This is a genomic window from Ruminococcus sp. AM31-15AC, assembly GCF_003462045.1.
GTDB lineage: Bacteria > Bacillota > Clostridia > Oscillospirales > Ruminococcaceae > Hominimerdicola > Hominimerdicola aceti.
This window is the reverse complement of record NZ_QTYG01000001.1, coordinates 55,137-81,224: the sequence shown is the minus strand read 5'-3', so window position 1 is coordinate 81,224 and position 26,088 is coordinate 55,137. Positions and strand designations below refer to the sequence as shown.

23 protein-coding genes, 1 tRNA gene and 2 pseudogenes are annotated in these 26,088 nt (G+C 43.7%); 22 read left to right on the top strand and 4 right to left on the bottom strand.

What is annotated here, in order from left to right; genetic code table 11:
* Window positions 1–16: 16 nt before the first annotated feature.
* Window positions 17–1,207 carry an ATP-binding protein gene (locus DW793_RS00390; protein ID WP_118156743.1) on the bottom strand — a complete coding sequence of 397 codons (1,191 nt, stop codon included), beginning with the start codon at window positions 1,205–1,207 and terminating at the stop codon, window positions 17–19.
* A gap of 215 nt (window positions 1,208–1,422) precedes the next feature.
* Here DW793_RS00390 and DW793_RS00385 point away from each other — a divergent pair, with 215 nt between their 5' ends.
* From DW793_RS00385 to DW793_RS00375, 3 genes are all read left to right on the top strand, one after another.
* Window positions 1,423–2,529, top strand: coding sequence for a GDSL-type esterase/lipase family protein (locus DW793_RS00385; protein WP_181988252.1), 1,107 nt, complete (start codon window positions 1,423–1,425; stop codon window positions 2,527–2,529).
* 98 nt (window positions 2,530–2,627) lie between these two features.
* On the top strand, window positions 2,628–2,996 hold the full coding sequence (locus tag DW793_RS00380; RefSeq protein ID WP_117938614.1) for a zinc-ribbon domain-containing protein: 369 nt from the start codon (window positions 2,628–2,630) through the stop codon (window positions 2,994–2,996).
* 184 nt (window positions 2,997–3,180) lie between these two features.
* Window positions 3,181–3,256, top strand: a tRNA-Lys gene (locus DW793_RS00375).
* A gap of 193 nt (window positions 3,257–3,449) precedes the next feature.
* Here DW793_RS00375 and eno read toward each other — a convergent pair.
* The 3 genes from eno to DW793_RS00360 form a co-directional block, all read right to left on the bottom strand.
* Complete coding sequence (gene eno / locus DW793_RS00370) at window positions 3,450–4,745, bottom strand: phosphopyruvate hydratase (RefSeq protein ID WP_117938613.1); 1,296 nt, start codon at window positions 4,743–4,745, stop codon at window positions 3,450–3,452.
* A gap of 405 nt (window positions 4,746–5,150) precedes the next feature.
* Window positions 5,151–5,858: an IspD/TarI family cytidylyltransferase gene (locus tag DW793_RS00365; RefSeq protein WP_118156741.1), complete on the bottom strand. Its 708-nt coding sequence runs from the start codon at window positions 5,856–5,858 to the stop codon at window positions 5,151–5,153.
* A 71-nt stretch (window positions 5,859–5,929) separates the two neighbouring features.
* The gene (locus DW793_RS00360) at window positions 5,930–7,075 is read right to left on the bottom strand and encodes a ribose-phosphate pyrophosphokinase (protein ID WP_181982500.1); all 1,146 of its coding nucleotides are present in this window, start codon (window positions 7,073–7,075) and stop codon (window positions 5,930–5,932) included.
* A 335-nt stretch (window positions 7,076–7,410) separates the two neighbouring features.
* Here DW793_RS00360 and murD point away from each other — a divergent pair, with 335 nt between their 5' ends.
* The 19 genes and pseudogenes from murD to folD all read left to right on the top strand — a co-directional run bounded on the left by murD (window position 7,411) and on the right by folD (window position 25,949).
* Window positions 7,411–8,802 (top strand): UDP-N-acetylmuramoyl-L-alanine--D-glutamate ligase, encoded by a 1,392-nt coding sequence (gene murD / locus DW793_RS00355; protein WP_118156740.1) that lies wholly within the window; start codon window positions 7,411–7,413, stop codon window positions 8,800–8,802.
* A gap of 26 nt (window positions 8,803–8,828) precedes the next feature.
* Entirely contained in the window at window positions 8,829–9,845 is a 1,017-nt protein-coding gene (locus DW793_RS00350) for a M42 family metallopeptidase (RefSeq protein ID WP_118156739.1), read from the top strand.
* Window positions 9,846–9,851: 6 nt separating this feature from the next.
* The gene (locus DW793_RS00345) at window positions 9,852–10,871 is read left to right on the top strand and encodes a M42 family metallopeptidase (RefSeq protein WP_118156738.1); all 1,020 of its coding nucleotides are present in this window, start codon (window positions 9,852–9,854) and stop codon (window positions 10,869–10,871) included.
* Entirely contained in the window at window positions 10,868–11,644 is a 777-nt protein-coding gene (locus DW793_RS00340) for a hypothetical protein (protein WP_118156737.1), read from the top strand. Before DW793_RS00345 ends, DW793_RS00340 begins: the two co-directional genes overlap by 4 nt.
* A pseudogene (locus tag DW793_RS00335) lies at window positions 11,637–12,907 on the top strand (methionine gamma-lyase family protein). Before DW793_RS00340 ends, DW793_RS00335 begins: the two are co-directional and overlap by 8 nt.
* Window positions 12,908–12,934: 27 nt before the next feature.
* Window positions 12,935–13,894: an HPr(Ser) kinase/phosphatase gene (gene hprK, locus DW793_RS00330; RefSeq protein ID WP_022286731.1), complete on the top strand. Its 960-nt coding sequence runs from the start codon at window positions 12,935–12,937 to the stop codon at window positions 13,892–13,894.
* A gap of 39 nt (window positions 13,895–13,933) precedes the next feature.
* Window positions 13,934–14,656 (top strand): phosphatase, encoded by a 723-nt coding sequence (locus DW793_RS00325; protein ID WP_118156736.1) that lies wholly within the window; start codon window positions 13,934–13,936, stop codon window positions 14,654–14,656.
* Between the two features lie 44 nt (window positions 14,657–14,700).
* Complete coding sequence (gene murB, locus DW793_RS00320; protein ID WP_117927397.1) at window positions 14,701–15,615, top strand: UDP-N-acetylmuramate dehydrogenase; 915 nt, start codon at window positions 14,701–14,703, stop codon at window positions 15,613–15,615.
* Window positions 15,616–15,675: 60 nt separating this feature from the next.
* Entirely contained in the window at window positions 15,676–16,533 is an 858-nt protein-coding gene (gene rapZ / locus DW793_RS00315) for an RNase adapter RapZ (RefSeq protein WP_038671699.1), read from the top strand.
* 94 nt (window positions 16,534–16,627) lie between these two features.
* A pseudogene (whiA, locus tag DW793_RS14950) lies at window positions 16,628–17,124 on the top strand (DNA-binding protein WhiA); the annotation flags it as partial.
* Complete coding sequence (gene whiA / locus DW793_RS14945) at window positions 17,113–17,487, top strand: DNA-binding protein WhiA (RefSeq protein WP_252969584.1); 375 nt, start codon at window positions 17,113–17,115, stop codon at window positions 17,485–17,487. The pseudogene whiA (DW793_RS14950) and the gene whiA (DW793_RS14945), both read left to right, overlap by 12 nt.
* 2 nt (window positions 17,488–17,489) lie before the next feature.
* Window positions 17,490–20,783 carry a DNA polymerase III subunit alpha gene (locus DW793_RS00305; protein WP_118156735.1) on the top strand — a complete coding sequence of 1,098 codons (3,294 nt, stop codon included), beginning with the start codon at window positions 17,490–17,492 and terminating at the stop codon, window positions 20,781–20,783.
* On the top strand, window positions 20,729–20,959 hold the full coding sequence (locus DW793_RS14420; RefSeq protein ID WP_147342134.1) for a hypothetical protein: 231 nt from the start codon (window positions 20,729–20,731) through the stop codon (window positions 20,957–20,959). The genes DW793_RS00305 and DW793_RS14420 overlap by 55 nt, the downstream gene beginning before the upstream one ends.
* A 2-nt stretch (window positions 20,960–20,961) precedes the next feature.
* Complete coding sequence (locus DW793_RS14490; RefSeq protein WP_022286737.1) at window positions 20,962–21,129, top strand: hypothetical protein; 168 nt, start codon at window positions 20,962–20,964, stop codon at window positions 21,127–21,129.
* Between the two features lie 121 nt (window positions 21,130–21,250).
* Window positions 21,251–22,501 carry an EF-P 5-aminopentanol modification-associated protein YfmF gene (locus DW793_RS00300; RefSeq protein ID WP_252969583.1) on the top strand — a complete coding sequence of 417 codons (1,251 nt, stop codon included), beginning with the start codon at window positions 21,251–21,253 and terminating at the stop codon, window positions 22,499–22,501.
* A 27-nt stretch (window positions 22,502–22,528) separates the two neighbouring features.
* Complete coding sequence (locus DW793_RS14940) at window positions 22,529–23,254, top strand: EF-P 5-aminopentanol modification-associated protein YfmH (protein WP_252969582.1); 726 nt, start codon at window positions 22,529–22,531, stop codon at window positions 23,252–23,254.
* Window positions 23,203–23,802, top strand: a complete 600-nt coding sequence (locus DW793_RS14935) for an insulinase family protein (protein WP_252969581.1) — start codon at window positions 23,203–23,205, stop codon at window positions 23,800–23,802. The genes DW793_RS14940 and DW793_RS14935 overlap by 52 nt, the downstream gene beginning before the upstream one ends.
* 41 nt (window positions 23,803–23,843) lie before the next feature.
* Entirely contained in the window at window positions 23,844–25,094 is a 1,251-nt protein-coding gene (lgt, locus tag DW793_RS00290) for a prolipoprotein diacylglyceryl transferase (RefSeq protein WP_118156734.1), read from the top strand.
* Window positions 25,095–25,949, top strand: coding sequence for a bifunctional methylenetetrahydrofolate dehydrogenase/methenyltetrahydrofolate cyclohydrolase FolD (folD, locus tag DW793_RS00285; protein ID WP_118156733.1), 855 nt, complete (start codon window positions 25,095–25,097; stop codon window positions 25,947–25,949).
* Window positions 25,950–26,088: the final 139 nt, after the last annotated feature.

Below are 26,088 nucleotides of genomic sequence, written 5' to 3'. Positions count from 1 at the left end.
CGTCATAATATATTTATTAGTCTTCCATGCCCTTCATGTATTCCACGAACTGCTTTGCAACTCTCGGTGAACGTCCTGCTCTCGAAAGCGCATAAGCCTCAGCCTTTTGAAGCACCTCATCAATAGGAGTTTTAAGCTCGTATTGCTTTGCAAGCTTCTCAACTACGTCAAGGTATATCTTCTTGTCAGGCTTCTGATATGTAACAGTAAGTCCGAAACGGTCTGACAGTGAAAGAAGCTCCTGCATAGTGTCTTTGAAGTGTATCTCGTCACCCTCTCGTGAGGAGAACGTTTCGTGTACAAGATGTCTTCTGTTTGAGGTAGCATAAATGCAGAGATTGTCCGCAGTTGATGAAACGCTTCCCTCGAGGATAGCTTTCAGTGCCGCAAAATCATCATCGTCCTCTGTGAATGAAAGGTCGTCTATGAAGATAATGAACTTCAATGGATTTTTGCTTACCGTTTCTACAATGGCCGGTATCTCATGGAGCTGTTTCTTTTTAAGCTCGATAAGTCTGAGACCCTTGCAGGCATATTCGTTTGCTATGGCCTTGACAGTTGAGGACTTGCCTGTACCGCAGTCACCATAAAGCAGAACGTTGTTGGCAGGCTTGCCTTTCAGAAGAGCAAGAGTATTGTTTATGACCTCCTGACGCTCACGTTCGTAATTGTGCAGGTCGGAAAGCTTTATGTCGTCAGGATATTCAACCGGAACTATCTTGCCGTCTTTGATAACAAATACATGATACTGAGAATAGATGCCGTAACCGTACTGACCGATAGCGTGTATACGGTCGGCATATATCTGCGAGAAGTCAAGCTTTTGTGTAGCATATCTCGGCAGAAAGCCGTCATAGTCTATCTTTGAGATTATCTCGTCGCATGGTATCTGTGAAAGCTCCTCGATAACGGCAAGCTCGTTTGCAAGACATTCCTCCAAAAGCGCACCTGTCTCCTTGCCCTCTCCCTTTTTAAGCATAAAAAGGTTTTCATTTTCAAGAACCAGCTTGAGCATATATTCTGTAAGATTATCAGAATATGCAAAAAGCTCAGCCACAAAATCTGAGTATTTTTCTATAGCTATGTCGCTGTCAGATTCGCATACAGCAAGTGTGTCAAGTAGCTTTTCAAAGACAGGAACTTCATGTAAGCTCTTGAATATTACTAATGTGTGTGCCTGACGGCAGAGTGCCTTAAAATCGTGCATTATGAACACTTCTTTCTTCATATTGTATATTTATTCTTTATTATACAACATATCATTACTTTTCGTCAACATCTACATTGCACGATTTTAACAAAAAACATTACCGCTTTTTGTAGCTTAAAGCAAAATATTTTTGCCCGTTATGATTTACTTTTGTTTTGAAAAATGCTATAATATTATAATAGACCATTATAGAAATAAAAGGAGAAATGGATATGACGGACAAAAACGTATCTATCATGAATATCGGCAGTATGGGTTATCTTCCACAGGTATTCAAAAAGATAGAGAATGAAAAAAAGCTTAACATTGTTTATCTGGGCGGCTCGATAACAATGGGCTGTAATGCTACAAAAACTGAGTTAAGATATGTTGACCGCAGTGCAAAATGGTGGCAGACGAATTTTCCTGACGCTGAGATAAGCTACTTCAATGCTGGTATTGGTGCAACTACCTCGCAGTTTGGGGTGGCAAGAGTGCAGGAACACGTCCTTGACAAACAGCCGGACCTTGTTTTTGTTGAGTTTTCGGTAAACGACAGCAGTTCGCCCCTATTTATGGAAACATATGAGAGCCTTGTAAGACGTCTGCTGAAAGCAGAGAGCGTCAAGGCGGTTGTGCTTATAAACAATCTTTTTTACGATACAGGCACAAATGCACAGGGTATACATAACGCTATCGGTCTGCACTATGACCTGCCTATCGTCAGTGTAAGAAACTACATTTTCCCTGAGATACAGCTTGGAAACGTTTGCCTTGCAGACTACACAGCGGATATGCTCCACCCTACAGACCTAGGTCACAAGATGATAGCTGATCTTATCTGCAATCTGCTTGATACAGAATATTCATACTATAAAAAGCTCGGTGCAGAGAAGAAGCCTGCACTTCCTGAGCCATTTACAGCAAGCAGATATGAGGACGCACAGCGATTTCAGAACTATAGCTGTTCGCCTGTTATGGAGGGCTTTGAGCCTGATACCCATGCGGCAGAGCAGTGGAGTGACCCATTCAAAGGCGGCTGGATAGCTCACAAGCAGGGAAGTTGTATCAAATTCAACGTGAGTGGCGGTATTATAATGGTGCAGTACAGAAAGACTATCAACAAGCCTGCACCTGTTGCATATGCTGTCATAGACGGTGACAGGCAGAACAAGGTTCTTCTTGACGCAAACTTTGACGAGGATTGGGGAGACCTTTGCTGTCTTGAGGAGATATACAGCGGAGCAAAGGGAGAACATACTGTTGAGATAGTTATTGACACAGAGGGTAAAGAAAATAGCGATTTTATGCTTATTTCTGTCATTACAGCAAACAAATAGAAACGTAAATAAGTGAAAAATTTTACTCGAATCTATTGACTTTATGACATAACGATTGTATAATAAATATATATTATTAAATTAGGAGGCATTCACTAATGAACGATTTTTTCAAAATTGCTGACAAGTACCTCAAGCCGGTAACTATCGGTGCAGGTGTTGTTCTGGGTCTTGCAGTTACATATGCGGCAGGAAGCTATCTTTCAGGTATGAGCAAGCTGTATGGCGGTTTCTACACATTCATGTATGTACTGTTCTGGATAGCATTTGTTCTTCTTGTTATTTGCGGCATTTATGCACTCTTCAAGAAGTATGCAGGTTCTGTTCCACAGCAGAACGCTCAGCAGACATATGCACAGCCACAGGCTCAGGCCGCACCACAGGGTGAAAAGTTCTGCCCTACTTGCGGAGGCAAAGTTCCGGCTGGAAATCAGTTCTGCCCTAACTGCGGCAACAAGATAAACTGATCTTAAAGTTTTGCAGATAAAACGCCCTTGATTTTCAGGGGCGTTTTTTTGTTAGAAAACGCATAAAAGTATGCCAAATGGGGAATAAATATGTGCAGTTTGGAAAAAGTGAAAAAATTCTCGAAAACCCCTTGACAAATGGGCGGAAAATTGGTATAATAATTAAGTCGTTGCAGGACGATATGAGTTATTAGCTCAGTTGGCAGAGCATTTGACTTTTAATCAAAGGGTCCGGGGTTCGAATCCCCGATAGCTCACCACTAGGGAAATATCCTTAGTCAAGATCACGCCTTACTTTGTTAGGGCGTGATTTTTTTTATGTCTGATGCTACTTACAGATGATGATAAGCGGGCGACCTCAGATTGCCCCTACACTGCATTTATCCAACAAAAAAAGCAGCCCCTGTGGACTGCTTTTTCTGAGCTTTCGCTTGATCCTTATATGACAAAAAACTATCTGACTACGTTAAATGCGCCCATTTGTGGATAAACTGCGCTTTCGCCAAGTTCTTCCTCAATTCTGAGAAGCTGATTGTACTTTGCAACACGCTCACTTCTGCTTGGTGCGCCTGTCTTTATCTGGCAAGTGTTAAGAGCAACTGCAAGGTCAGCGATAGTTGTGTCTGCTGTTTCACCTGAACGGTGTGAAGAAATCGCAGTGTAGCCTGCCTTATGAGCCATTTTGATAGCCTCAAGTGTTTCAGAAACTGAGCCTATCTGATTGAGCTTGATAAGGATAGAGTTGCCGCAGCCAAGGCTGATGCCCTTTGCAAGTCTTTCTGTATTTGTTACGAACAGGTCGTCGCCAACGAGCTGCACCTTGCCGCCAAGTTCCTTAGTGAGAAGCTGCCAGCCCTCCCAGTCCTCTTCGTCGAGAGCGTCCTCAATAGAGATGATAGGGTATTTTTCAACGAGTTTCTTCCAGTGTTCGATAAGCTCGGCAGAAGTAAACTTTGTGCCGGCCTTTGGAAGAACGTACTCGCCCTTCTTTGAGCCTTTCCACTCGCTTGAAGCAGCGTCCATTGCTATCATGAAGTCCTTACCAGGCTCATAACCTGCATTCTTAACAGCCTCGAGTATATACTGGATAGCTTCCTCGTCGCTTGCAAGGTCAGGAGCGAAGCCGCCCTCATCGCCTACAGAAGTAGCAAGTCCCTTTGATTTAAGCAGTGAAGCCAGAGCGTGGAAAACCTCAGCGCACCAGCGTAGAGCTTCCTTAAAGCTTGGAGCACCAACTGGCATTATCATAAACTCCTGAACGTCAACAGTGTTTGCAGCATGAGCGCCACCGTTAAGAATGTTCATCATAGGAACAGGAAGTCTGTTTCCTGATATGCCGCCGAGAAATCTGTAGAGAGGAATATCCAGAGAGATAGAAGCCGCTCTTGCAGCAGCGATAGAAACAGCGAGGATAGCGTTAGCACCAAGCTTTGACTTATCCTTAGTGCCGTCAGCCTTTATCATAGCCTTATCAACGGCATAGATGTCAGAAGCGTCAAGTCCGCATACTGCGTCATTGATAGCAGTGTTGATGTTCTCAACTGCCTTTGTTACGCCCTTTCCACCATATCTGCCCTTATCGCCGTCACGAAGCTCAAGGGCCTCAAACTCGCCTGTTGACGCACCGCTTGGTGCAGTGCCTCTGCCCACTGTTCCGTCTGCGAGATATACCTCAGCTTCAACAGTTGGGTTTCCTCTGGAATCCAGAATTTCACGTCCGATTACTTTTACGATTTCAAGATAGTTCATAATATAAGCTCCTTTTTAATATTATGCAGACTACCCGAACGCACCACCATTCGGGCTGATGACATTTCGCTCTTGTCATCATAGAGAAGTCTGCATGATCTATTCTCACTAGGTTAGTAGCTACTAACCACATTTATTTTACCACGCGCGAAGTTGTATGTCAATCTTAGTTAGTCATATCTAATATATTTTATAGGTATGCACAAAAGGTGTACTGCCTGCAGACATGGCTATTGACTTTTTGAACAACAGATAAGCTTTGCGAAACTTTTCGTTTGTTATTATTGACAAGCTTTGTGAGAATATTCGTTTTGGGCGTGATCTTATTTATGCTGAAAACCGCACAAAGCAAGGTAGGCTATAGAAAAAAGCGGTGCAGAGATCGTTCTCCAACACCGCCTTGATTTATTTCTCACTTAATTCTGCAAGTGCATTCGCCATTCTTAGATCGCTATCTGTGGTTATCTTGAAATTCATTGCGTCCCCGACGACAAGGTATATATCCTCATTGCAGGCTGTAAACACAGAACAAGTATCCGTCAGCTTTTTATTTTGCTCCTCGCTAAGCGAATAATAATTCCTTCTCAGATCCCTAAGTCTGAAAGTTTGCGGAGTTTGCGCCTGATAAAGCTCGCTTCTGTTAAGCGTTTCTCTGACTTTTTCGCCGTCAGATCTTATTATGGTATCAGCTGCAGGCATATAAGTTCCGCAGGCGGAATGTTTCGCCATTGCCTCGATATTGTCCTTTATTATTTTCTCTGTCACGAACGGTCTTACAGCGTCATGGGTGAGTATTATGTCCCCCTCATTCTCACCATGTTCAGCGACTATTGCCTCAGCTATGTTCATTACAGTGCCGTTTCTGTCAACTCCGCCGTCTATGACTCTTACACGCTTTTTGTCTATCCCGAAGCGTTCAAAAAGCTCGTCAGTGTATTCGTGCCAGTCAGGTTTTATGCCCACATAAACCATATCTATTTCCTCCACTGCAAGAAACGCTCTCACTGTTCTAATGATAACAGGCACTCCGCCTATCTCTATAAACTGCTTTGGTATAACCGCGCTTTTTACCCTAGAGCCACAGCCACCTGCAACTATCCCTGCAAATATCATTTTATCTTCTCCTCATATAAAAAAAGTTCGGGACAGCCGTCCGCCCCGAACTTTATCGTTGTGTATTGAATTTACTTTATGCCGTATTTTTTCAGCAGAGCTTCGATCTTTGTGTGTGGGTCGATGACCTGTGAGATAGACTTGTCATGATTGAGTGATGCAATGAAGTAAGCAATGTACTTAGAGCAGTCTACCTCATAGAACCATGGGCTTGAAAGCAGCTCAGGAGTTCTGTATGTGAGGTTTGTGCCGAATACGCCGTCGATGATGCCGTCAGCATAAGCCTTGTTGAATGCTTCAAGACCATTTGTGAAAATTGGATAAGTAGCATAGCAGTAGATCTTGTTAGCTTTACGCTTTTTAAGCTCTACAGCGATATCCAGCATTGACTCGCCTGATGAGATGATATCGTCGGCGATGAAAACGTCCTTGCCGGCAACGTCATTACCCATGTATTCGTGAGCAACGATAGGGTTTCTGCCGTCGATGATAGTTGAATAATCTCTTCTCTTGTAGAACATACCGAGGTTTACGCCCAGAACGGAAGCATAGTACATATTTCTGTTGATAGCACCCTCATCAGGGGAGATTATCATGAAGTGATCCTTGTCAGGTCTGAAATCTGAAAGGTTTTTAAACATTGCCTTGAGAACCTGATAGGAAGGGATTATGTTGTCAAGACCCATGAGCGGAACAGCATTCTGTACTCTTGGATCGTGAGCGTCAAAAGTAAGGATATTTGAAACACCCATAGCCTGAAGCTCCTGAAGAGCAACTGCACAGTCAAGAGATTCTCTGTAGTTTCTTCTGTGCTGTCTGCCGCCGTAAAGGGAAGGCATGATGATGTTTATTCTGTGAGCCTTACCGCCTGCAGCCTGGATTATTCTTTTAAGATCCTGATAATGATCGTCAGGTGACATACTGTTTTCCCTGCCAAAATAGTTGTATGTGCAGCTATAGTTTCCTACGTCGCAGAGAATGAAAAGATCGTCGCCTCTGATAGATGACTTGATAAGGCCCTTGCCGTCACCGGAAGAAAATCTAGGACAAACAGCCTCAACAAGGAAAGTATCCTTAACAAATTCGTTTTCATTAGCCCATTTTGTAAGATAACCGTCTACCTTCTTGCCAAGCTCGGAAGCGCCTGCCATAGCAATAAGACCAAGCGGTGCAACTCTTGAGTCATTGTCGAACAATACATTGTCAGCATTACCCATTATTATCATATCCTCCAATACTAATTGTTGTCTGACCTCAGGTCAGTACGAAACATACCAATATACATATATTATACTTTATAAATCCCGATTTTACAATAGTTTTTTCGCAAATAATAAATTTTTCTCACTTTTCACAAAAAACACACTGTTACTGCGGCACATTTAGACACAAAAATCAAGTAAACGTTTGCTGACCACACGACAGGTAAACTTTTTTTGCATATATAAAAAAGTCCTTGCGTTTTTGGATAAAATGATATATAATAAAATAGAATAGGTATGTGTGCAGTATATTGCACACAACTGACAGAATTATTGAAGGAGTTAATGACATGACAAAAGCACAAAGATATTTTATGGAAATAAAAGATAAGAGAGTAGCGTTCATAGGCACGGGCGTAAGTCATCTGGAGCTTATAAAGCTTTTTCTCTCAAAGGGCATAAGATGCGTTGTCTGCGACAAAAAGACAGAGGACGAATTTGATGAGCTTATCTATGAGGAGCTTTCCGCAAAGGGCTGTGAGTTCTCATTGGGCGAGCATTATCTTGATATCATCTTTAATTGCGATATAGTTTTCAGAACACCGGGTATGTACTATAATGATGAAACTATCACAAAGGCAAGAAAAGCAGGCGTTGCCATTACATCAGAAATGGAAACTTTCTTTGACCTCTGCCCATGCAAGATATACGGCGTAACAGGTTCAGACGGAAAGACTACTACTACTACACTTATCAGCGAAATGCTCAAAGCCGAGGGCAAGCGTGTCCATATCGGCGGAAATATCGGCAAGGCACTTCTGCCTATAGTTGAAACAATGTCAGACAGCGACGTTGCAGTAGTTGAGCTTTCAAGCTTCCAGCTTATCTCAATGAGACAGTCGCCAAACGTTGCCGCAATCACAAACATCACTCCAAACCACCTGAACGTTCACGGAACAATGGAGGAGTATATCGGTGCAAAGGCCAACCTTATCGCTCATCAGAACGGCTATTCAAGAACTGTACTCAACGAAGATAACGAGGAAACTATAAAGCTTGCAGACCTCGTAAGAGGAAAGCTTGTCACATTCTCTCTAAAGCACCCTGTTCAGACAGGCGCATATCTTAATGACGACGGTATGCTTTGCTACACGGAAAAGGGCAGAACTACAGAGATAGTACACAAGGACGATATAAGGATACCCGGTATCCACAACGTTGCGAACTATCTCACAGCTATTGCCGCAGTATGGGGCGAGGTATCTATCCAGAGCATAGTTCAGGTAGCAAAGAATTTCGGCGGCGTTGAGCATAGGATCGAATTTGTAAGAGAGATAGACGGTGTTAAGTGGTATAACGATTCTATCGCAACAAGCCCTACAAGAGTTATCGCAGGACTTAATTCATTTAATCAGAAGCTTATTGTTATCGCAGGCGGCTATGACAAGAAGATACCTTTTGAGCCTCTTGCAGAACCTGTAAACAGGAATGTGAAAATACTCATTCTTCTTGGCGCAACAGCAGACAAGATAGAAAAGGCTGTTACAGAAAGCCCGCTCTATCCTGAAAGCGGTCTTAAGATAGTAAGAGTAAAGACACTTGAAGAAGCTGTTCTTACTGCTCAAAAAATGGCAGAGAGCGGAGATGTTGTAACTCTTTCACCTGCCTGCGCAAGCTTTGACCTCTATCCTAACTTTGAGGCAAGAGGCAGACATTTCAAGCGACTTGTGAACGAACTCTAATTTTATAAAAAGCAGGGATATGTATTATGGATACATTTGAGATACTGTCACAGCTTTGCTCTGCGGCAGGCGTATCAGGAGCGGAAGGCTCAGCGGCTGAGACTGCTGCAAAGCTCCTTGAAGAGTATGGCGAAGTCACCTTGGATAATGCTCTTGGCAGTGTTATCTGCAAGGTTGGAAGCTGGGAGGACGGCAAGCCTGTTATGCTTCTTGACGCCCATATAGACGAGATAGGCATGATAGTCACATACATCACAGAGGACGGCTTTTTGAAAATATCAGGCTGCGGTGGCCTTGATGCAAGGCTTCTTTTGGCTCAGCAGGTGACAGTTTACGGCAAAGAAAAGCTCACGGGCATCGTGACTTCAACTCCACCTCACCTTGAAAAAGACAGCTCTGTCGCACCAGACCTTGACAGCGTTTTCATAGATATAGGTTTTACGAGCCGTGAAAATGCAGCAAAGTATGTTTCCCTTGGTGACAGAGTGCTTATAGAAAACAAAGCCGAAAGGCTCGCAGGAAGCCGTGTGACATCTAAAGCAATAGACGACAGGTCAGGCTGTACGGCTATCCTAAAGACTTTGGAGCTTCTCAATGGTCAGCAGACAGCTTATAATATCGCAGTTTGCTTTTCAACGCAGGAAGAAGTTGGCGAGTGTGGTGCAAAAACAGCCGCCTTTGATATCAATGCAGACTATGCGATAGTGGTGGACGTTTCCTTTGCAAAGACCCACTATGAGAGCGAGGAAGAGTGCGGCATAATGGGCAATGGAGCGATGATAGGAATTGCTCCGTCCCTTTCACGAGAGATGTCAGATAGCTTTATTAGCCTTGCAGAAGAAAAGGGCATACCATATCAGCTTGAAGTCATGAGCGGAAAAACAGGTACGAACGCTGATGCTATCGGTATGAGCGGAAGCGGAACAAAAGCCGTTACCATATCCATTCCGGAAAAGCATATGCACACGCCTGTGGAGATAGTTGATATAAACGATATTGATAATACGGCTCTGCTTATTGCAGAATATCTGAAAAGAGTGTAGATATTTATGTTGGATAAACTGAAAGACCTCTGCCTCCTTGACGGCATTTCAGGCGACGAGGGAGCGGTAAGAGAATATATAATAGATAAAATAGGCGATAAAGCTGAAATAAGGGTGGATAACCTTGGCAATGTCATAGCTTTCTGCAAGGGCAAAAAGACGCCTAAAAATAAGATAATGGTGTCTGCTCATATGGACGAGGTTGGCATGATAGTCACCTATGTGAATTCTGACGGCACGCTGAAAGTGTCATCAGTTGGCGGTGTTGACCCGAGAGTTGTTTTCGGCAGACGTGTCAAAATCGGCAGGAATAACGTCCTTGGCGTTGTGGGCGGAAAGGCTATCCATAATCTCACAGCCGAGGAGAGAAAAAAGTCTGTGCCTTTTGATAAGCTTACCATAGATATAGGTGTTGACAGCCGTGAGGAAGCCTTGAAGCTTGTGCGCCTTGGGGACAGCGTGAGATTTGTTTCCGATTTTGTAGAGTTCGGCGAGGGCTTCGTGAAATGCAAGGCTATAGACGACAGAGCAGGCTGTGCAATAATGCTCAGAATGATAGAAGAGGGCGTAGAGTATGACACATATTTCACCTTCGTGGTGCAGGAAGAGATAGGTCTGCGAGGCTCGACCTGTGCGGCGTTTACTGTTGCGCCTGATTATGCAGTGGTGCTTGAATCCACAACTGCTGCGGATATTCCATCGGCTTCTGGAGAGAAAAGGGTATGTGAGCTTGGAAAAGGTCCTGTTGTTTCATATATGGACAGACACACAATGTATGACCGTGAGCTTTTTGAGCTTGCATTTTCTGCGGCAGAAGAAAAATGTCTGCCGTGCCAGACCAAAACAATGGTGGCAGGAGGAAATGACGCAGGTGCGATACACGTTTCCCGTGGTGGTGTAAAGACTGCCGCAGTGTCGCTCCCTTGCAGATATCTTCATTCTCCAAGCTGCGTGATAAATAAGGCGGACTTTGAGAACGCTTATGTTCTTACAAAATTGATCTTGGATAGGACTTATAACAAATGATCTATGAAACCAAAGAGATCAGCTCAGAACTGCTGAGCGGTCTTAAACCTAACAATTATACAAGGCGTATAAAGTCGCACTTTGCGGCATACGGCACAGGGTATGATTTTCTGCATTTCTATGCCGTTGAGGAAAATGGAGAAAAGCTTGGTATCATATCAGTATTCAACGCCTCTATGATGATATCGACTTTCAAGGATAAGAGATTTGACGATAAGGTATTGGGCGAGCTTGCGGGGTTCATTCTTATGAACAAGCCTGCTTCCGTGGAGTTTGAGGCGGAGTATTCAGATAAGCTTGCAGAACTCACTAAGGCAGAGTATAAGGGCGACAAAAGGACGGAGTTCAGCTTTGTTGCGAAAAACGATATTCCGCCCCTTGACGTGAACGAGCTTCCAAAACTCGATGATGTTTTCAGGATACTCGCACCGTGTTTCCCTGCAATAAAAAATTCCTATGAGCTGTGGCTCACGGATACTTCCCACAGAGTAAGAAGAGGACTTTCGCAGTCGTTCCTGCTGGGTGATTACACCACCGCCACCATACAGTATATCATAGACGGAGTGGCACTTGTGGGACACGTTGGAACAATACCCGAGGAGCGTGGAAAGTTCCATGCAAGACAGCTTTTGTATTGGATAGGTGAAAAGCTCACACAGGACGGCTTTCAGGTCAGATTATTTGCAAGACCCCATAGAGTGAGCTATTATGAGGAGATAGGCTTTAAAGCCTGCGGAATAGATCTTGTATTGGAGAGAATAGAAAATGAATGAATGTATATTTGATATAGACCCAAAGCTTTTATCTCTTGCCTCCGAGGCAGAGAATGAGTGCAGGGAGATGTTTGAAAAAATAGACAGCAATGCCGAGTATAACGGACAGAAAGTGCTGAAAGCTTTTATAGACAATCGTGTGAGCGAGGGCTGTCTTAAAGGCACAACAGGTTACGGATACGGCGACATGGGCAGAGATACTATAGACAAGGTGTTCGCTCAGGCGCTTGGCGGCGAGGACGCTTTGGTAAGACACACTTTTGTGAACGGCACTCATGCACTGTCAACAGCACTTTTCGGCGTGCTTAGAAGCGGAGACACAATGCTTGCCTGCACTGGAAAGCCATATGATACTCTTGAGGAGATAATTGGTATCAGAGGTGAAAAGGGCAACGGCTCACTTATTGATTTCGGTGTAAAGTATGAGCAGGTAGACTTGGTGGACGAGATGTACCCTGATTATGACGAGATAGCAAAGAAAGCCGTTGGCGCAAAGATAGCGTATATCCAGCGTTCAAGAGGCTATTCTCTCAGACCTTCACTGACAGTTGAGATAATCGGAAAGATAGCAGAAACAGCAAAGAAAGCAAATCCTGATATAATCGTCATGGTGGATAACTGCTACGGTGAGTTTGTTGAAAGAAAAGAGCCACTGAGCGTTGGTGCAGATATTATCATAGGTTCGCTTATAAAAAATCCGGGCGGCGGAATAGCCTCTACAGGCGGATATATCTGCGGCAGAGCAGACCTTGTGGAAAAGTGTGCCGACAGGCTCACCTGCGTTGGCATGGGCAAGGAAGTTGGTTGTTCACTTAATCAGAACAGAGAAATGCTCCTTGGCTTTTTCTTAGCACCGCAGGTGGTTGCTTCTGCTCTTAAAACTTCCGTTTTCGCCTGCCGTTTCTTTGAAAAACTTGGTTACAAGACCCTTCCTGAGAGCGGAGAAACAAGAACGGATATAATCGCATCTATTCTTCTTGAGAACGAGGAAAACCTCGTGGCTTTCTGTCAGGGAATACAGAAAGGCTCACCGGTTGACAGCTATGTTACTCCAGAGGCATGGGATATGCCGGGTTATGACAGCAAGGTTATAATGGCGGCAGGAGCATTCACAATGGGTGCGTCCATAGAGCTTTCCGCCGACGCCCTATAAGACCGCCGTTTGCCGCATGGCTTCAGGGCGGTATCACATACCCTACTGGCAAAGCAGGCGTTATGCTTGCCGCACAGGAGATGTATAACAAAGGTTTACTTAGAATATAAGATTTGACTGGAAAGGAATGATATTCAATGGCAGAGATATTCAGCGTTACTGTCGAGGAGATAATCAAACAGCTTAATATGGAGATAATCTACGCTCCTGAGAACATCAGCAGCCTTGTTGTTACTGAGAACGATTGTAACAGACCTGGACTTCAGCTTATGGGATTTTATGAGTACTTCAATGCAGAGCGTGTTCAGATATGCGGAAATATGGAGTTTGCTTATCTTGCTTCACTTGACGAGAAAACAAGATATGAGAGGATAGACGCTCTTTTTGCTACAAAGATACCGCTTTTTATCGTGGCAAGAGGTCATGAGCTTTACCCTGAAATGGTTGAGATAGCTAAGAAATACGGCGTGCCTATCGCAAGAACTCAGGACAGCACAACAGCATTTATCGCCGCACTTATCGGCTATTTGAACGTTGAGCTTGCTCCGAGAATAACACGCCACGGCGTTCTTATCGAAGTATACGGCGAGGGTATCCTTATCGTGGGAGAGAGTGGTGTTGGTAAGAGCGAGACCGCTATCGAGCTTGTAAAGAGAGGTCATAGACTTGTGGCTGACGATGCCGTTGAGATCAGAAAGACATCAAACAGAACGCTTGTCGGCTCATCACCTGATAATATCCGTCACTTCCTGGAACTGAGAGGTATCGGTATCATCAACACAAGACGTCTGTTCGGTATGGGTGCTGTAAAGGTCAGCGAGAAGATAGACCTTATCGTAGAGCTTGAACCATGGGACAGCACAAAGATATACGACAGAATGGGTGTAGACAATGAGTATACAACTATTCTCGGAATCAAGATACCTAGCCTTACCATTCCTATAAAGCCGGGCAGAAACCTTGCTGTTATCCTTGAAGTTGCGGCTATGAACAACCGTCAAAAGAAAATGGGTTATAACGCTGCCGCTGAACTTTTGCAGAATCTTGGTCTGCAAATGGACAAGAAAGACAAGGTCAAGAACTGGGATAATTTCTAAAAACACGCATATACTTTTTTAAATAGGAGATAGATTATAATGCACTTACAGGGAGATATGCACACGCACACTATAGCTTCAACTCATGCTTACTCCACCATAACAGAGAACTGCCAGTGGGCGGCAAAATACGGAATGAAAGGCATAGCGATGACAGACCATGCCATGAAAATGCCCGATTCGCCACATATCTGGCACTTTGTGAACCTTGGCATACTGCCAAGAAAGATAAACGGGATAACCGTCCTCAGAGGCATAGAGGCTAACGTTGTGAGCGATGACGGAGAGCTTGATACCAGCGAAAAGCTGCTTTCAGGACTTGAATGGGTGGTGGCGTCTATGCACAGTGCCTGCTATACTCCCTCGACACCTGAGAACCACACTAAAAGCTGGCTGAAAGTCGCACAGAACCCTCAGGTGGATGTCATAGGTCACTGCACCACCGCACCTTTTATGTTCGATTATGAAAAGGGTGTAAAGGCGTTCAAGGAGTACGGCAAGCTTGTGGAGATAAATGAAAGCTCATTTGCGTGCAAAAGGTCGCCCAGAAGAAACGTAGTGGAGCTTTTGAAGCTTTGCAAAAAGTATGAAGTGCCTGTGGTCTTAGATTCAGACTGCCATTTCTGTCAGCTTATCGGTCAAACACCGAAAGTGGCAGAGATAGCGGAGGAACTTGATTTTCCTGAGAAGCTTATCATGAACAGTGATTGGGAAAAGATAAGGGAATATGTCCTTGCGAAAAGACCAAACCTCGATATTTAAAACGATGAAAGGAGAAGCCTCACAAGGGCGTTTTACAGATATATATGAATACACAAAAGCTGCTTGATCTTGCCTCAGAGCTTGAATGTAATGTTGTCTACAACGAGCCGCTTTCAAAGCATACCACATTCCGCACCGGTGGAGCATGCACCGCAATGGTGGATATAAGCTCAGAGGAAAGCCTTGCAAAACTTGTTAGAGCCGCACACGAATGGAACGTAAGATATATTGTTGTTGGAAATGGCTCAAATCTTCTCTTTGATGACAGAGGCTATGAGGGCGTGGTGTTCCTCATGGGTCAGTCAGTGGACGAGATAAAAATGATGAACGAAAACACCATATACGCCGAGGCTGGGTGCAGCCTTATAAAGCTGTGCAGATTCGCTCTTGAGCATAACCTCACAGGACTTGAGTTTGCCTATGGCATACCGGGAACTGTGGGCGGTGCGATATACATGAACGCAGGTGCTTATGACGGGGAGATTAAAAACGTTATAACCTCTGCGAACTCCGTGAGGGCTGACGGTACTGTACATACTACAGAGGCAAATAAAATGGCTCTTGCTTATCGCAGCAGTTGTTATCAGAAAAACGGCGAAGTCATAACCTCAGGAGTGTTCAGACTTGAGGCAGGAGCGTATGACGATATTCAGGACAAAATGGTGGAGCTTATGGGCAGACGCCGTTCAAAACAGCCACTTGAATATCCAAGTGCAGGCTCGACCTTTAAAAGACCTGAGGGACAGTTTGCAGGAAAGCTCATTGAGGACTGTGGTCTGAGGGGATACACAGTGGGAGGAGCACAGGTGTCTGAAAAGCACTGCGGTTTTGTGGTGAACAAGGGTGGTGCAACAACTGAAGATATTATGTCGGTGATAAGACACGTTCAGCACATTGTCAAAGAGCAGACAGGCTATCTTCTTGAATGTGAGGTAAAGATAATACCTTACAAGGAATAATTTAAATAGGGATCAATAAGTGATGATTTTTTTCAGCTTTGTAAGAAAGGAATGAACGTTATGCAGTTTGTGATAATTACCGGTATGTCAGGATCGGGAAAATCAAGTGCCGTGAATGTGCTTGAAGATATAGGATATTACTGCGTTGATAATATGCCGCCTGAACTTATCCCAAAGTTTGCAAACATATGCAGTCAGTCTGACGGAAAAATAGACAAGGTAGCGTTTGTTGTTGATATAAGAGGCGGCGACCTTTTTCTGAAGCTTCAAGACACAGTAAAGCAGCTTCAGGGCGAGGGCGTGAGTCTTAAAATACTTTTCCTTGACAGCTCAGATGACGTTATCGTGAGAAGATACAAGGAAACAAGAAGAAAGCACCCTCTTGACGAGGTGTCATATGGAAACATAAGAAAAGCTATTGAAACTGAGCGTGAGATATTAAGACCTATAAAAGCACAGGCTGATTTTTATATAGACACGTCCAGAAGCTCAACAGCTCAATTTAAGGAAAGGCTTTATTCCATATTTCTTGGAAACAACGAGTTTATGCATATTGATGTTCAGTCGTTCGGGTTCAAGTTCGGTGCAATGAGCGAGGGCGACCTTGTATTTGATGTAAGGTGTCTGCCTAATCCGTTTTATGTACCTGAGCTTAAGAACAAAACAGGTCTTGACAAGGACGTTTATGATTATGTTTTGAGCTTTGACGAAGCCAAAGTGCTTCTAGGCAAGCTAACAGATCTTATCGACTATCTCATACCTCTTTACGAAAAAGAGGGCAAGTCACAGCTTGTTATAGCGTTCGGCTGTACGGGCGGAAAGCATAGGAGCGTTACCTTTGCAGAAGCAGTTGCGGAGCATCTGAGAAAGCAAGGTCACAGGATAAGAATAACACACAGAGATATAAATAATCAGTAAGGCGGTTTGAAAGTTGGAGGACGTATCCTTTTCATACAGAGCAAAAGAAGAAATAATCAGCAAGATAAATTCAAAGCCAAAGGCTGACGTGTGCATGATGGGTATGCTCACGTATTGTAACTGTCTGTCAGATGATGAGATATCTTTTCTCACTGAAAACAAAGCGGTAGCGGACTTTTTCGTGTTGAACACCGGCAGGATAACCGGTAATGAAAACGCAGTGTTAGTCACAGAGCAGAAAAAGCGAAACGGCGTTGTGCTTTATGCTTTGGATATTCCTGAGCGTGAGGACAGGCTCACACTTCTTGACTATTTCAGAATGGATAAGAGCAGGCGTTTGGAAGAAGCTGACCTGCCTAAAGAGAAGTTTTATCCACAGCTCGTGGCTGGTATATTTCTTGCCTGCGGTTCGGTGAACAATCCTGAGAAAAAATATCATATGGAGTTCGTTATGCCAACGATAGAGCTCTGTAATGATTTTGGTATGCTGCTTATAGATAATTACGATATCACTCCAAAGCACGTTGAACGTAAGAACGCACAGATAGTTACATAAAAGAGTCTGAGAATATCATAGATATGCTTACTCTTATGGGTGCGCCTATGTGTTCGCTTGAACTTATGAACGTAAAAATGATGAAAGATATGCGCAACAAGATAAACCGAGCGGTGAATTGCGATAATGCCAATATAGAGAAGTCGCTGAAAGCAGCGGAAAAGCAGATAAGCGATATCGAGCTTATAGACGAGACAGTGGGGCTTTATTCTCTTCCTGATAATTTGCAGGAGATAGCTGAGCTTAGATATAATAATCCTGACTTCAATCTTAAAGATCTTGGTGCAGCCATAGATCCTCCTATCTCACGTTCGGGGGCAAACCATAGATTGCAGAAGATAGCAGAAATAGCTGACAGGATAAGAGTTGAAAAAGGTCTTGCACTGAAAGAGGAATAAAAATGCCTGAGTTTGTACATCTACATCTTCATAGTGAATATTCGCTCCTTGACGGCGCCTGCCGTATCAAGGAGCTTGTTTTGCGTGTAAAGGAGCTTGGACAGAAAGCAGTTGCGGTCACAGACCATGGAAATATGTTTGCGGCAGTGGAGTTTTACAACGAGTGCCTTGCTCATGGAATAAAGCCTATAATAGGCTGTGAGGTGTATGTTGCACCAAGAACACGATTTGACAAGCTAGCGAAAATAGACAGTTCGCCTTACCACCTTGTGCTTCTGTGCGAAAACAACGAGGGTTATCAAAATCTTATAAAGCTTGTGTCGGCGGCATATACAGAGGGCTTTTACAGCAAACCGAGAGTAGATGTTGAATTGCTTGAAAAATACCATAATGGGCTTATCTGTCTGTCGGCTTGTCTTGCGGGTGAGATACCCAGAAAGCTTACCAATGGCGATTATGAGGCTGCAAAGCAGACTGCTCTTAAATATCGTGCTATATTTGGCAGGGATAATTACTTTATAGAGCTTCAAAATCATAAGTTTGCAGACCAGCAGAGAATATTGCCTATGCTTATAAAGCTTTCACGAGAAACAGGAATACCGATGGTCTGCACTAATGACGCACACTATCTCAGACGTTCAGACGCTAATGCGCAACGTGTGCTAATGTGTATCTCAACAGGCACGACGCTAGACGACCCAAGCAGGCTTGAATTTCCGACAAACGAGTTTTATGTAAAGTCAGCAGAAGAAATGGCGGAGCTTTTTCCCTCTCAGCCTGAGTCGCTGGAGAATACAGTAAAGATAGCTGACAGATGTAATGTAAGCTTTGAGTTTGGCAAAACAAAGCTTCCGTATTTCCATATAGACGGTGTTTCAGATAACGAAAAGTTTCTTCGTGATATGTGCATGAAAGGGCTTTATAAACGTTATGAAAATCCTACAAAAGAGGCTTTGAAACGTGTTGACTATGAGCTTGACGTTATAACGAGAATGGGATATACTGACTATTATCTTATAGTATGGGATTTTGTTCACTATGCAAAGACCCACGGTATACCTGTTGGCTGCGGACGTGGTTCAGGTGCAGGAAGTCTGTGTGCTTATTGCATAGGCATAACGGGTATAGACCCGCTGAAATATGATCTGCTTTTTGAACGTTTTCTCAATCCCGAAAGAGTTTCTATGCCTGACTTTGATATAGATTTCTGCATGGAAGGCAGACAGCGTGTTATTGATTACGTTGTGGAGAAATACGGCTCTGACCATGTGGCGCAGATTGCGACCTTTGGTACGCTTGCAGCAAAGCAGGCAGTGAGAGATGTGGCAAGAGCAATGGGTCTGCCTTATCAGACAGGAGATATGCTTGCAAAGAAAATACCTAGAGGTCAGCCGCTTAAATATTCCATTGAGAATATACCTGAGCTTAGTTCTCTCTATAAGACTGATATGAAGATACGACAACTTCTTGATATTGCCATGAGCGTCGAGGGTATGCCACGAAATGTATCTACCCACGCAGCAGGCGTTGTTATCACAAAAGAGCCTGTGGATTTTTATGTGCCGCTCTATTCTCGTGACGGACAAGTTTCCACACAGTATACAATGACAGTGCTTGAACGATTGGGACTTCTTAAAATTGATTTTCTCGGACTCCGCAACCTTACCATTATAGACCACTGCCGAAAGCAGGTGATAGAAACTCACCCTGATTTTGACTTGGAGAAGATACCTCTTGATGACAAGAAGGTATATGAAATGCTGTCACAGGGCAAAACGGAGGGCGTTTTCCAGTTTGAAAGTGCAGGAATGACCGCAACGGTCATGAAGCTTCGCCCTGAAAGAATAGAGGACCTTATCGCTGTTATCTCTCTTTACCGCCCAGGACCTATGGACTCGATCCCAACATATATCAGAAACCGCCATGAACCTGACAGGATAGTGTATAAGCACCCATTGCTCAAAGGCATACTTGAAGTGACATACGGCTGTATAGTTTATCAGGAGCAGGTAATGCAGATATTCCGCACGCTCGCAGGATATTCATACGGCAGAGCGGATATCGTAAGGCGAGCAATGGCTAAAAAGAAAGCGGCTGTTTTGGAAAACGAGCGAAAAGCGTTTATCTACGGTGAGAAAGGGCAGTGCTGTGGTGCAGTGGCAAACGGTGTGCCCGTTAATGTTGCCAATGAGATATTTGACGAAATGACCTCTTTTGCAAGCTATGCCTTTAACAAATCCCATGCGGCGGCTTATGCAACTATCGCATATCAGACAGCGTATTTAAAATGTCATTTCTATAAAGAATACATGGCGGCACTTATGACTATCACGCTTCTTGACAGCACCGATAAGCTTTACGGTTATATTGCAGACGTGAGCAAAAACGGTGTGAAGATATTGCCGCTGGATATAAATAAGAGCGAAAGCGGTTTTGTGGCAGAGCCTGAGGGAATACGCTTTGCACTTCTTGCGGTTAAGTCGCTTGGTGAGGGGGCTATCGACAGGATAGTTTCTGAGCGTAAATCAGGTGGAGCGTTTCGTTCGCTTCAAGACTTTTGTACACGAGTTTCGGGCAGAGATATCCACCTGAGAACAGTGGAAGCACTTATAAAGAGTGGAGCTTTTGACGGTTTTGGATACACCAGACGTGAACATCTCAATGCCTGCGAGGACATAATGAAAAGCGTAACTCGGTCAGACGGAAGTGTGATCGAGGGTCAACTTGATTTGTTTGGTATGGGTGCTGCTTTGCCAATGGAAAAGAAGATAGAACGCTGCGGCGAGTTTGACGAACAGCAGCTTCTTGAATTTGAGCATGAAGCTCTTGGTATGTATATATCCGCCCACCCTATAGACCGCTTTGAGTGTGTGATCTCAGCCACAAGGTGCGTCACCTCTGCACAGCTCATAAAAGCCTGTACAGACGAGGGCGGAATGGCTGATAAACGTTTCGCTGATGGGGCGGAAGTAGACTATGCAGGAATGGTCAGGGGCAGAAAAATGCTAAAGACCAAAAAAGGCGATATGATGTGCTTTGTGGAGCTTGAAGACAAGTTCGGAACATTAGAGATAGTGGTTTTTCCGTCAGTTTTTCAAACTATGGGAGGCCTTATAAAAGACAGAGCGCTTCTACACGTCAAAGGCAAGATATCCTGCAAGGAGGAGGAAGAACCTAAGATACTTGCGGATATGCTCGAGCCTGTCGATAGATTTTGCTCATTACAGCTTCAAAGGGATATTTGCGTAAGGCTTGTTTCAAGAGATGCAGAGGGCATAAAGCTGTTAGAACTATAGCCGAGAAATTCAGAGCACAGTCTGGTTCAAAGTTTGCGGTATTTTTCAGCGATATACGCAAAATGACAGGCATAAAGTCTGTTCATGCTGTGAAAATGTGTCCTGAACTGCTTGTCGAACTTGAAAACAGACTGGGTGCTGAAAACGTGGTATTTATGGACAGAAAAGGAGAATAAAAATGGAGCCAAGAACATATAAGGTAACAAAAATTGACGGCGATTATGCACATCTTCTCAATGTGGACACAGGCGAAGATCTTCTTATGGCAAGAGCGCTTTTGCCTGACGAAACAGACGAGGGAACAATGCTTCACTGGGAAAATTTCATTTATACGGTAATAGAATAAGTGTATTTATGAAATTCTTGTGAAAAGTATGGAAATCTGCACAGGAATGTGATATACTATATTATTATTATCGTGTTATCACGAAAAATTTTAGCGTGAAAACGCTTGAAGGAGTAATCAAATGGCTGTATCTTATAGTAGGGAAGAACTCGGCAGAGGGATATCTCTTACAAGAATATATGACAAGAAATTCAAGTCAAACTGCGTGAAAATAGCATTTATATCACCGCTGAACGAAAAAACAGCCTGCGTAAATGCAATGCTTCAAACAGTGCTTGTGACATCAAATGCAGAGATACCTTCACGAACAAAGCTTACATCTACACTCACAGGGCTTTACGGCTCAAGTATCGGCACCAACTGTGGTACCATAGGCGATTATCAGTCTGTCGGTCTGTCTGCGAGCTTTATTGGTGACGATTATACTATAGACGGTGAAGTAATATCCGTTCAGGTTGTAAGACAGCTTCTCAATTGTCTGATAAGACCTCACCTTGTTGACGGAAAGTTCTGTGAGAAGTATTTTACTTTGAGAAAGCAGGAGCTTATCGACGCTATTGTTGCCACTGTCAATGACAAGCGTGGCTATGCACTTTTGCAGGCTAAAAAGCTTATCTTTGAGGGCGAGCCTGCGGCTGTGTCTGCAATCGGAACTGTGGATCTTGCTGAGAACATAACTCAGGAGGATTTGTTAAGACAACACAAAAAGCTTCTTGAAAGTGCAAAGATAGAGATAACCATATCAGGCGGTGGAAACACGGCTGCTGCGGAAAAGCTTATAAGAGATGAAATGGCTGCCCTCGAAAGAGTTTCGCCTGTGGAGAAGATAGACTACAGACACAATTCACCTGCAAAGGCAGAGCCTGTTTATAGAGAGCTTAAAATGCAGGTAAGCCAAAGCAAAATGGTCATGGCATTCAAGTCTGATTATGAGGATATCTACACCGCAAAGCTTTTCTGTATGCTTCTCGGGGCTACGCCTTTTTCAAAGCTTTTTGCAAATGTGAGAGAAAAGCTCAGCCTTTGCTATTATTGTTCTTCCGCATATGTCGACAGAAAGGGCACTCTTTTTATCGATAGTGGCGTTGAAAGCTGTAACATAGAAAAGGCAAAAAAAGCTATCGAAGAACAGCTCGAAGCCATATGTAATGGTGACTTTACAGATGAGGAGCTTGAAAACACAAAGAAATCTCTTTGCGGCGGCTTCAAGTCGAACTATGACAGCATATATGATATCATGGGTTGGTATGCGGCACAGAATACACGAAACACGGCTTTCACCCCTGAGGAGATAAACGAGCGGATAGCAAAGCTTACCCGTGAGGACATAATAGCTGTGCAAAGACCTTTAGGCCTGATACTGTTTTCGTGATCAGGGGCGAGGAAGAGGAGGACTGTGATGAATAAGGAGATCGTAAAGAGCGAGCGACTGGGCGAGAGCTACAGCGTTTTTCATCACCCGTCAGGACTTGACGTGCTTGTGTGGAAAATGGAGGGCTTCACAACTACAGAAGCCATATTTGCCACAAAGTACGGCTCAATTTACAACTGTTTCAAGACCAAGGACAGCAAAGATTTCATCACTGTGCCTGAGGGCATTGCTCACTTTTTGGAGCATAAGCTTTTTGAAAACGAGGACACAGATGTTTTTGACTTATATGCAAAAACTGGTGCCAACGCAAACGCTTTCACGTCTTTTGATGAAACGGCATATACGTTCAGTTGCTCGGAAAACTGGGAGGATTCTCTTGAAATACTTCTTGACTTTGTTCAGAAGCCATATTTTACAGAGCAGTCTGTAGCCAAAGAGCAGGGTATAATCGGTCAGGAGATAAAAATGTGTGCAGATTCTCCTGAAAGACAGTGCTTTTATAATCTGCTGAGAGCAATGTATGTAAATCACCCTATAAAGATAGATATTGCAGGAACTGTTGATACTATTGCTGAGATAACCCCTGATCTTCTTTATAAGTGTTACTACACTTTCTATAATCTTCACAACATGGTCCTTGCCATTGCGGGAAACGTTGACGAGGATAAGGTCATGGAAATATGCGATAAAATGTTGAAGCCATGCGAGAATATGGAGCTGAAACAAAGCTTCCTGATGAACCTGAGAATGTAGCGCAGAAAAAGATATTTCAGAGCTTCCCTGTGGGTCTGCCACTTTTCAATATCGGCTTCAAGTGCAAGCCTTATGAGGGCAGAGAACTTTTCAAAAAGGCTGGAACAGCGTCAGTTGCGCTTCATCTGCTTATAGGCTCGTCTTCGCCACTTTATAAACAGCTTTTTGATGACGGACTGATAAATTCGCAGTTCGGTGTCGAAGTGTTCACAAGCGGCGGAGTATTCTCTCCAATAATATCAGGTGAATCCCATGACCCCGAAGAGCTTTATCGCCGTTATCTAGCGGAGATAGAACGTGTAAAGACAGAGGGCTTTGACAAGTCGCAGTTTGATATGATAAAGCGTTCTATGTACGGCGAAATAGTAAAAGGAATGAATAATCCTGAAAGAGCAGCAGATTATCTTGCAGAAAGCTATTTTGAAAACTCGGACGCTTTCTATGAAGCACAGGTGCTTGCAGAAATGACTGTGGAGGATTGCGAAAACGCCGTAAGAGAAATGTTCGACCCTGAAAAGTCGTCTATCTCCGTGGTGGATAATAAGTAGGTATTTTGAGCCACAGACTCAGTGAAAGGAATGATAAATTTATGACAGCATTGCAGTTTCTTGCCGACTCTTCGGCAAATGACGCAATAAGGGAAAAACTCAGAGAGTTTCCAAACAGAGTTTATTTCCCCAATTTCGGAAAGGGTGACAATATCTTCAAAGAGGGTATTGATATCGACAGAGTGCTTTTTACAGTGCCAGGTACGAATTTCAAGATATATTGGTATGGTTTTTTAATAACCATCGGTATTCTTCTTGCGATGATATACGGCTTCAGAAGAATGAAGACCGTAGGCATCGACCCTGACAGAGCGACAGATTCCGTTATCGGCGGACTTATTGGAGCTATCTTTGGCGCAAGATTTTATTATATCATATTTAATACAGAGGGCATGAAATTCTCAGAGTTTTTCGATATTCGTGACGGAGGTCTTGCTATCTACGGCGGACTTATCGGTGCGATACTTGTAGGTGGAATAATCGCAAAAATAAGAAAGCTGAAGCTTACTGCACTTCTTGACGTGGTCGCACCGTGCTTTCTTATCGGTCAGTGTATCGGACGCTGGGGCAACTTCTTCAATCAGGAGGCCTTCGGTGCAAATACAAAGCTTCCTTGGGGCATGATAAGCAACACCACAATGGAATATATCTCAAATCATTATGACGAGCTTGGCGGCAAAGTGTCGGCTCTTGACCCTATCCACCCATGCTTCCTTTATGAATCTATTTGGTGTCTTATTGGATTTATAATCCTGCATTTCTATCTTAAACACCGCAAGTTTGACGGCGAAGTATTCCTTATGTACACAGGCTTGTACGGTCTGGGAAGATTTTTCATCGAGGGTCTGAGAACAGATTCGCTCTATCTTGGAAACATAAGAGTATCACAGCTTGTTGCAGGCACTTGTGTTCTTGCTTCACTTGTACTTATAATCGTGTTCAGAGGTATCACAAAGAGAAACAGCGACTATAAACTGTTCGTTGACACTGAGCTTTCAAAGGCTCAGCTTGAGCAGTATAACAGCTATAATGATATGCAGCAGGAAAAGAAAGAGCTTAAACATAAGATAAAAGAGGCTAAAGATAAGGGCGAAAGCTTTATTGAGCTTCAAAAAGAATATGACGAAAAATTCGGCAAGCAGGCTCAAAAAGACAAGCTTAAAGAAGCCGAGGAAAAGGACAAGGAGTCACACACCAAAGCCGAGACAGAGTATAAGTCTATCCTTGGTGACGATAACGACGAGGACAGCGAAGTAAAAGATACAGATGAAAAGGATACGGAGGAAGAATAAATGGGACAGATAATTGACGGCAAGGCAGTATCAGCCAAGGTCAAGGAAGAAATAAGACTTGAAACAGAGAAGCTTAAAGAGCAGGGCATAGAGATAGGTCTTGCAGTGGTCATCGTAGGTGATGACCCTGCTTCACAGGTCTATGTAAGAAACAAGGAAAAGGCTTGCGAAACTGTGGGCTTTAATTCATTCAAGTATGCTCTCCCTGCGGAAACAACAGAAGAAGAGCTTCTCGACCTTGTCAAAAAGCTCAATAATGACGACAAAGTGGACGGAATACTCGTTCAGCTCCCACTGCCAAAGCACCTTGACGATAAAGTGATAATAAATAACATCAGACCTGACAAGGACGTTGACGCTTTCCACCCTGTAAATGTGGGCAAAATAATGATAGGCGACTATAGCTTTCTTCCATGCACACCTGCCGGCGTTATGGAGCTTATCAAGTCAACAGGCACTGACATTGCAGGCAAGGAGTGCGTAGTGGTTGGCAGAAGCAATATCGTTGGTAAGCCACAGGCTATGTTGCTCTTGCATAATAACGGCACTGTTACTATCTGCCATTCAAAGACAAAAGATCTTAAAGAAGTTTGCCAGAGAGCAGATATCCTAGTTGCGGCTGTTGGCAGACCAAAGATGATAACCGCTGATTATATCAAGGAGGGCGCAGTAGTTATCGACGTTGGTATGGATCGTGATGAAAACGGCAAGCTTTGCGGTGACGTTGATTTTGAGGACTGCAAGGATAAGGCTTCATTTATCACACCTGTTCCGGGCGGAGTTGGCCCTATGACCATTGCAATGCTTATGAGAAACACACTCACAGCAGGCAAGGCTCATCACGGCATAGAATAGTTGTAAAATTTCTGTTAAGACTATTTACAATTTGTCTGAAATAATGTATAATATATGAGTTGCTTACTGCAACATATCCATGCAACAGAATATGGGTCACGCCCGTAAGTGGGAAAGTTACCTGCCATATTCTTTTACA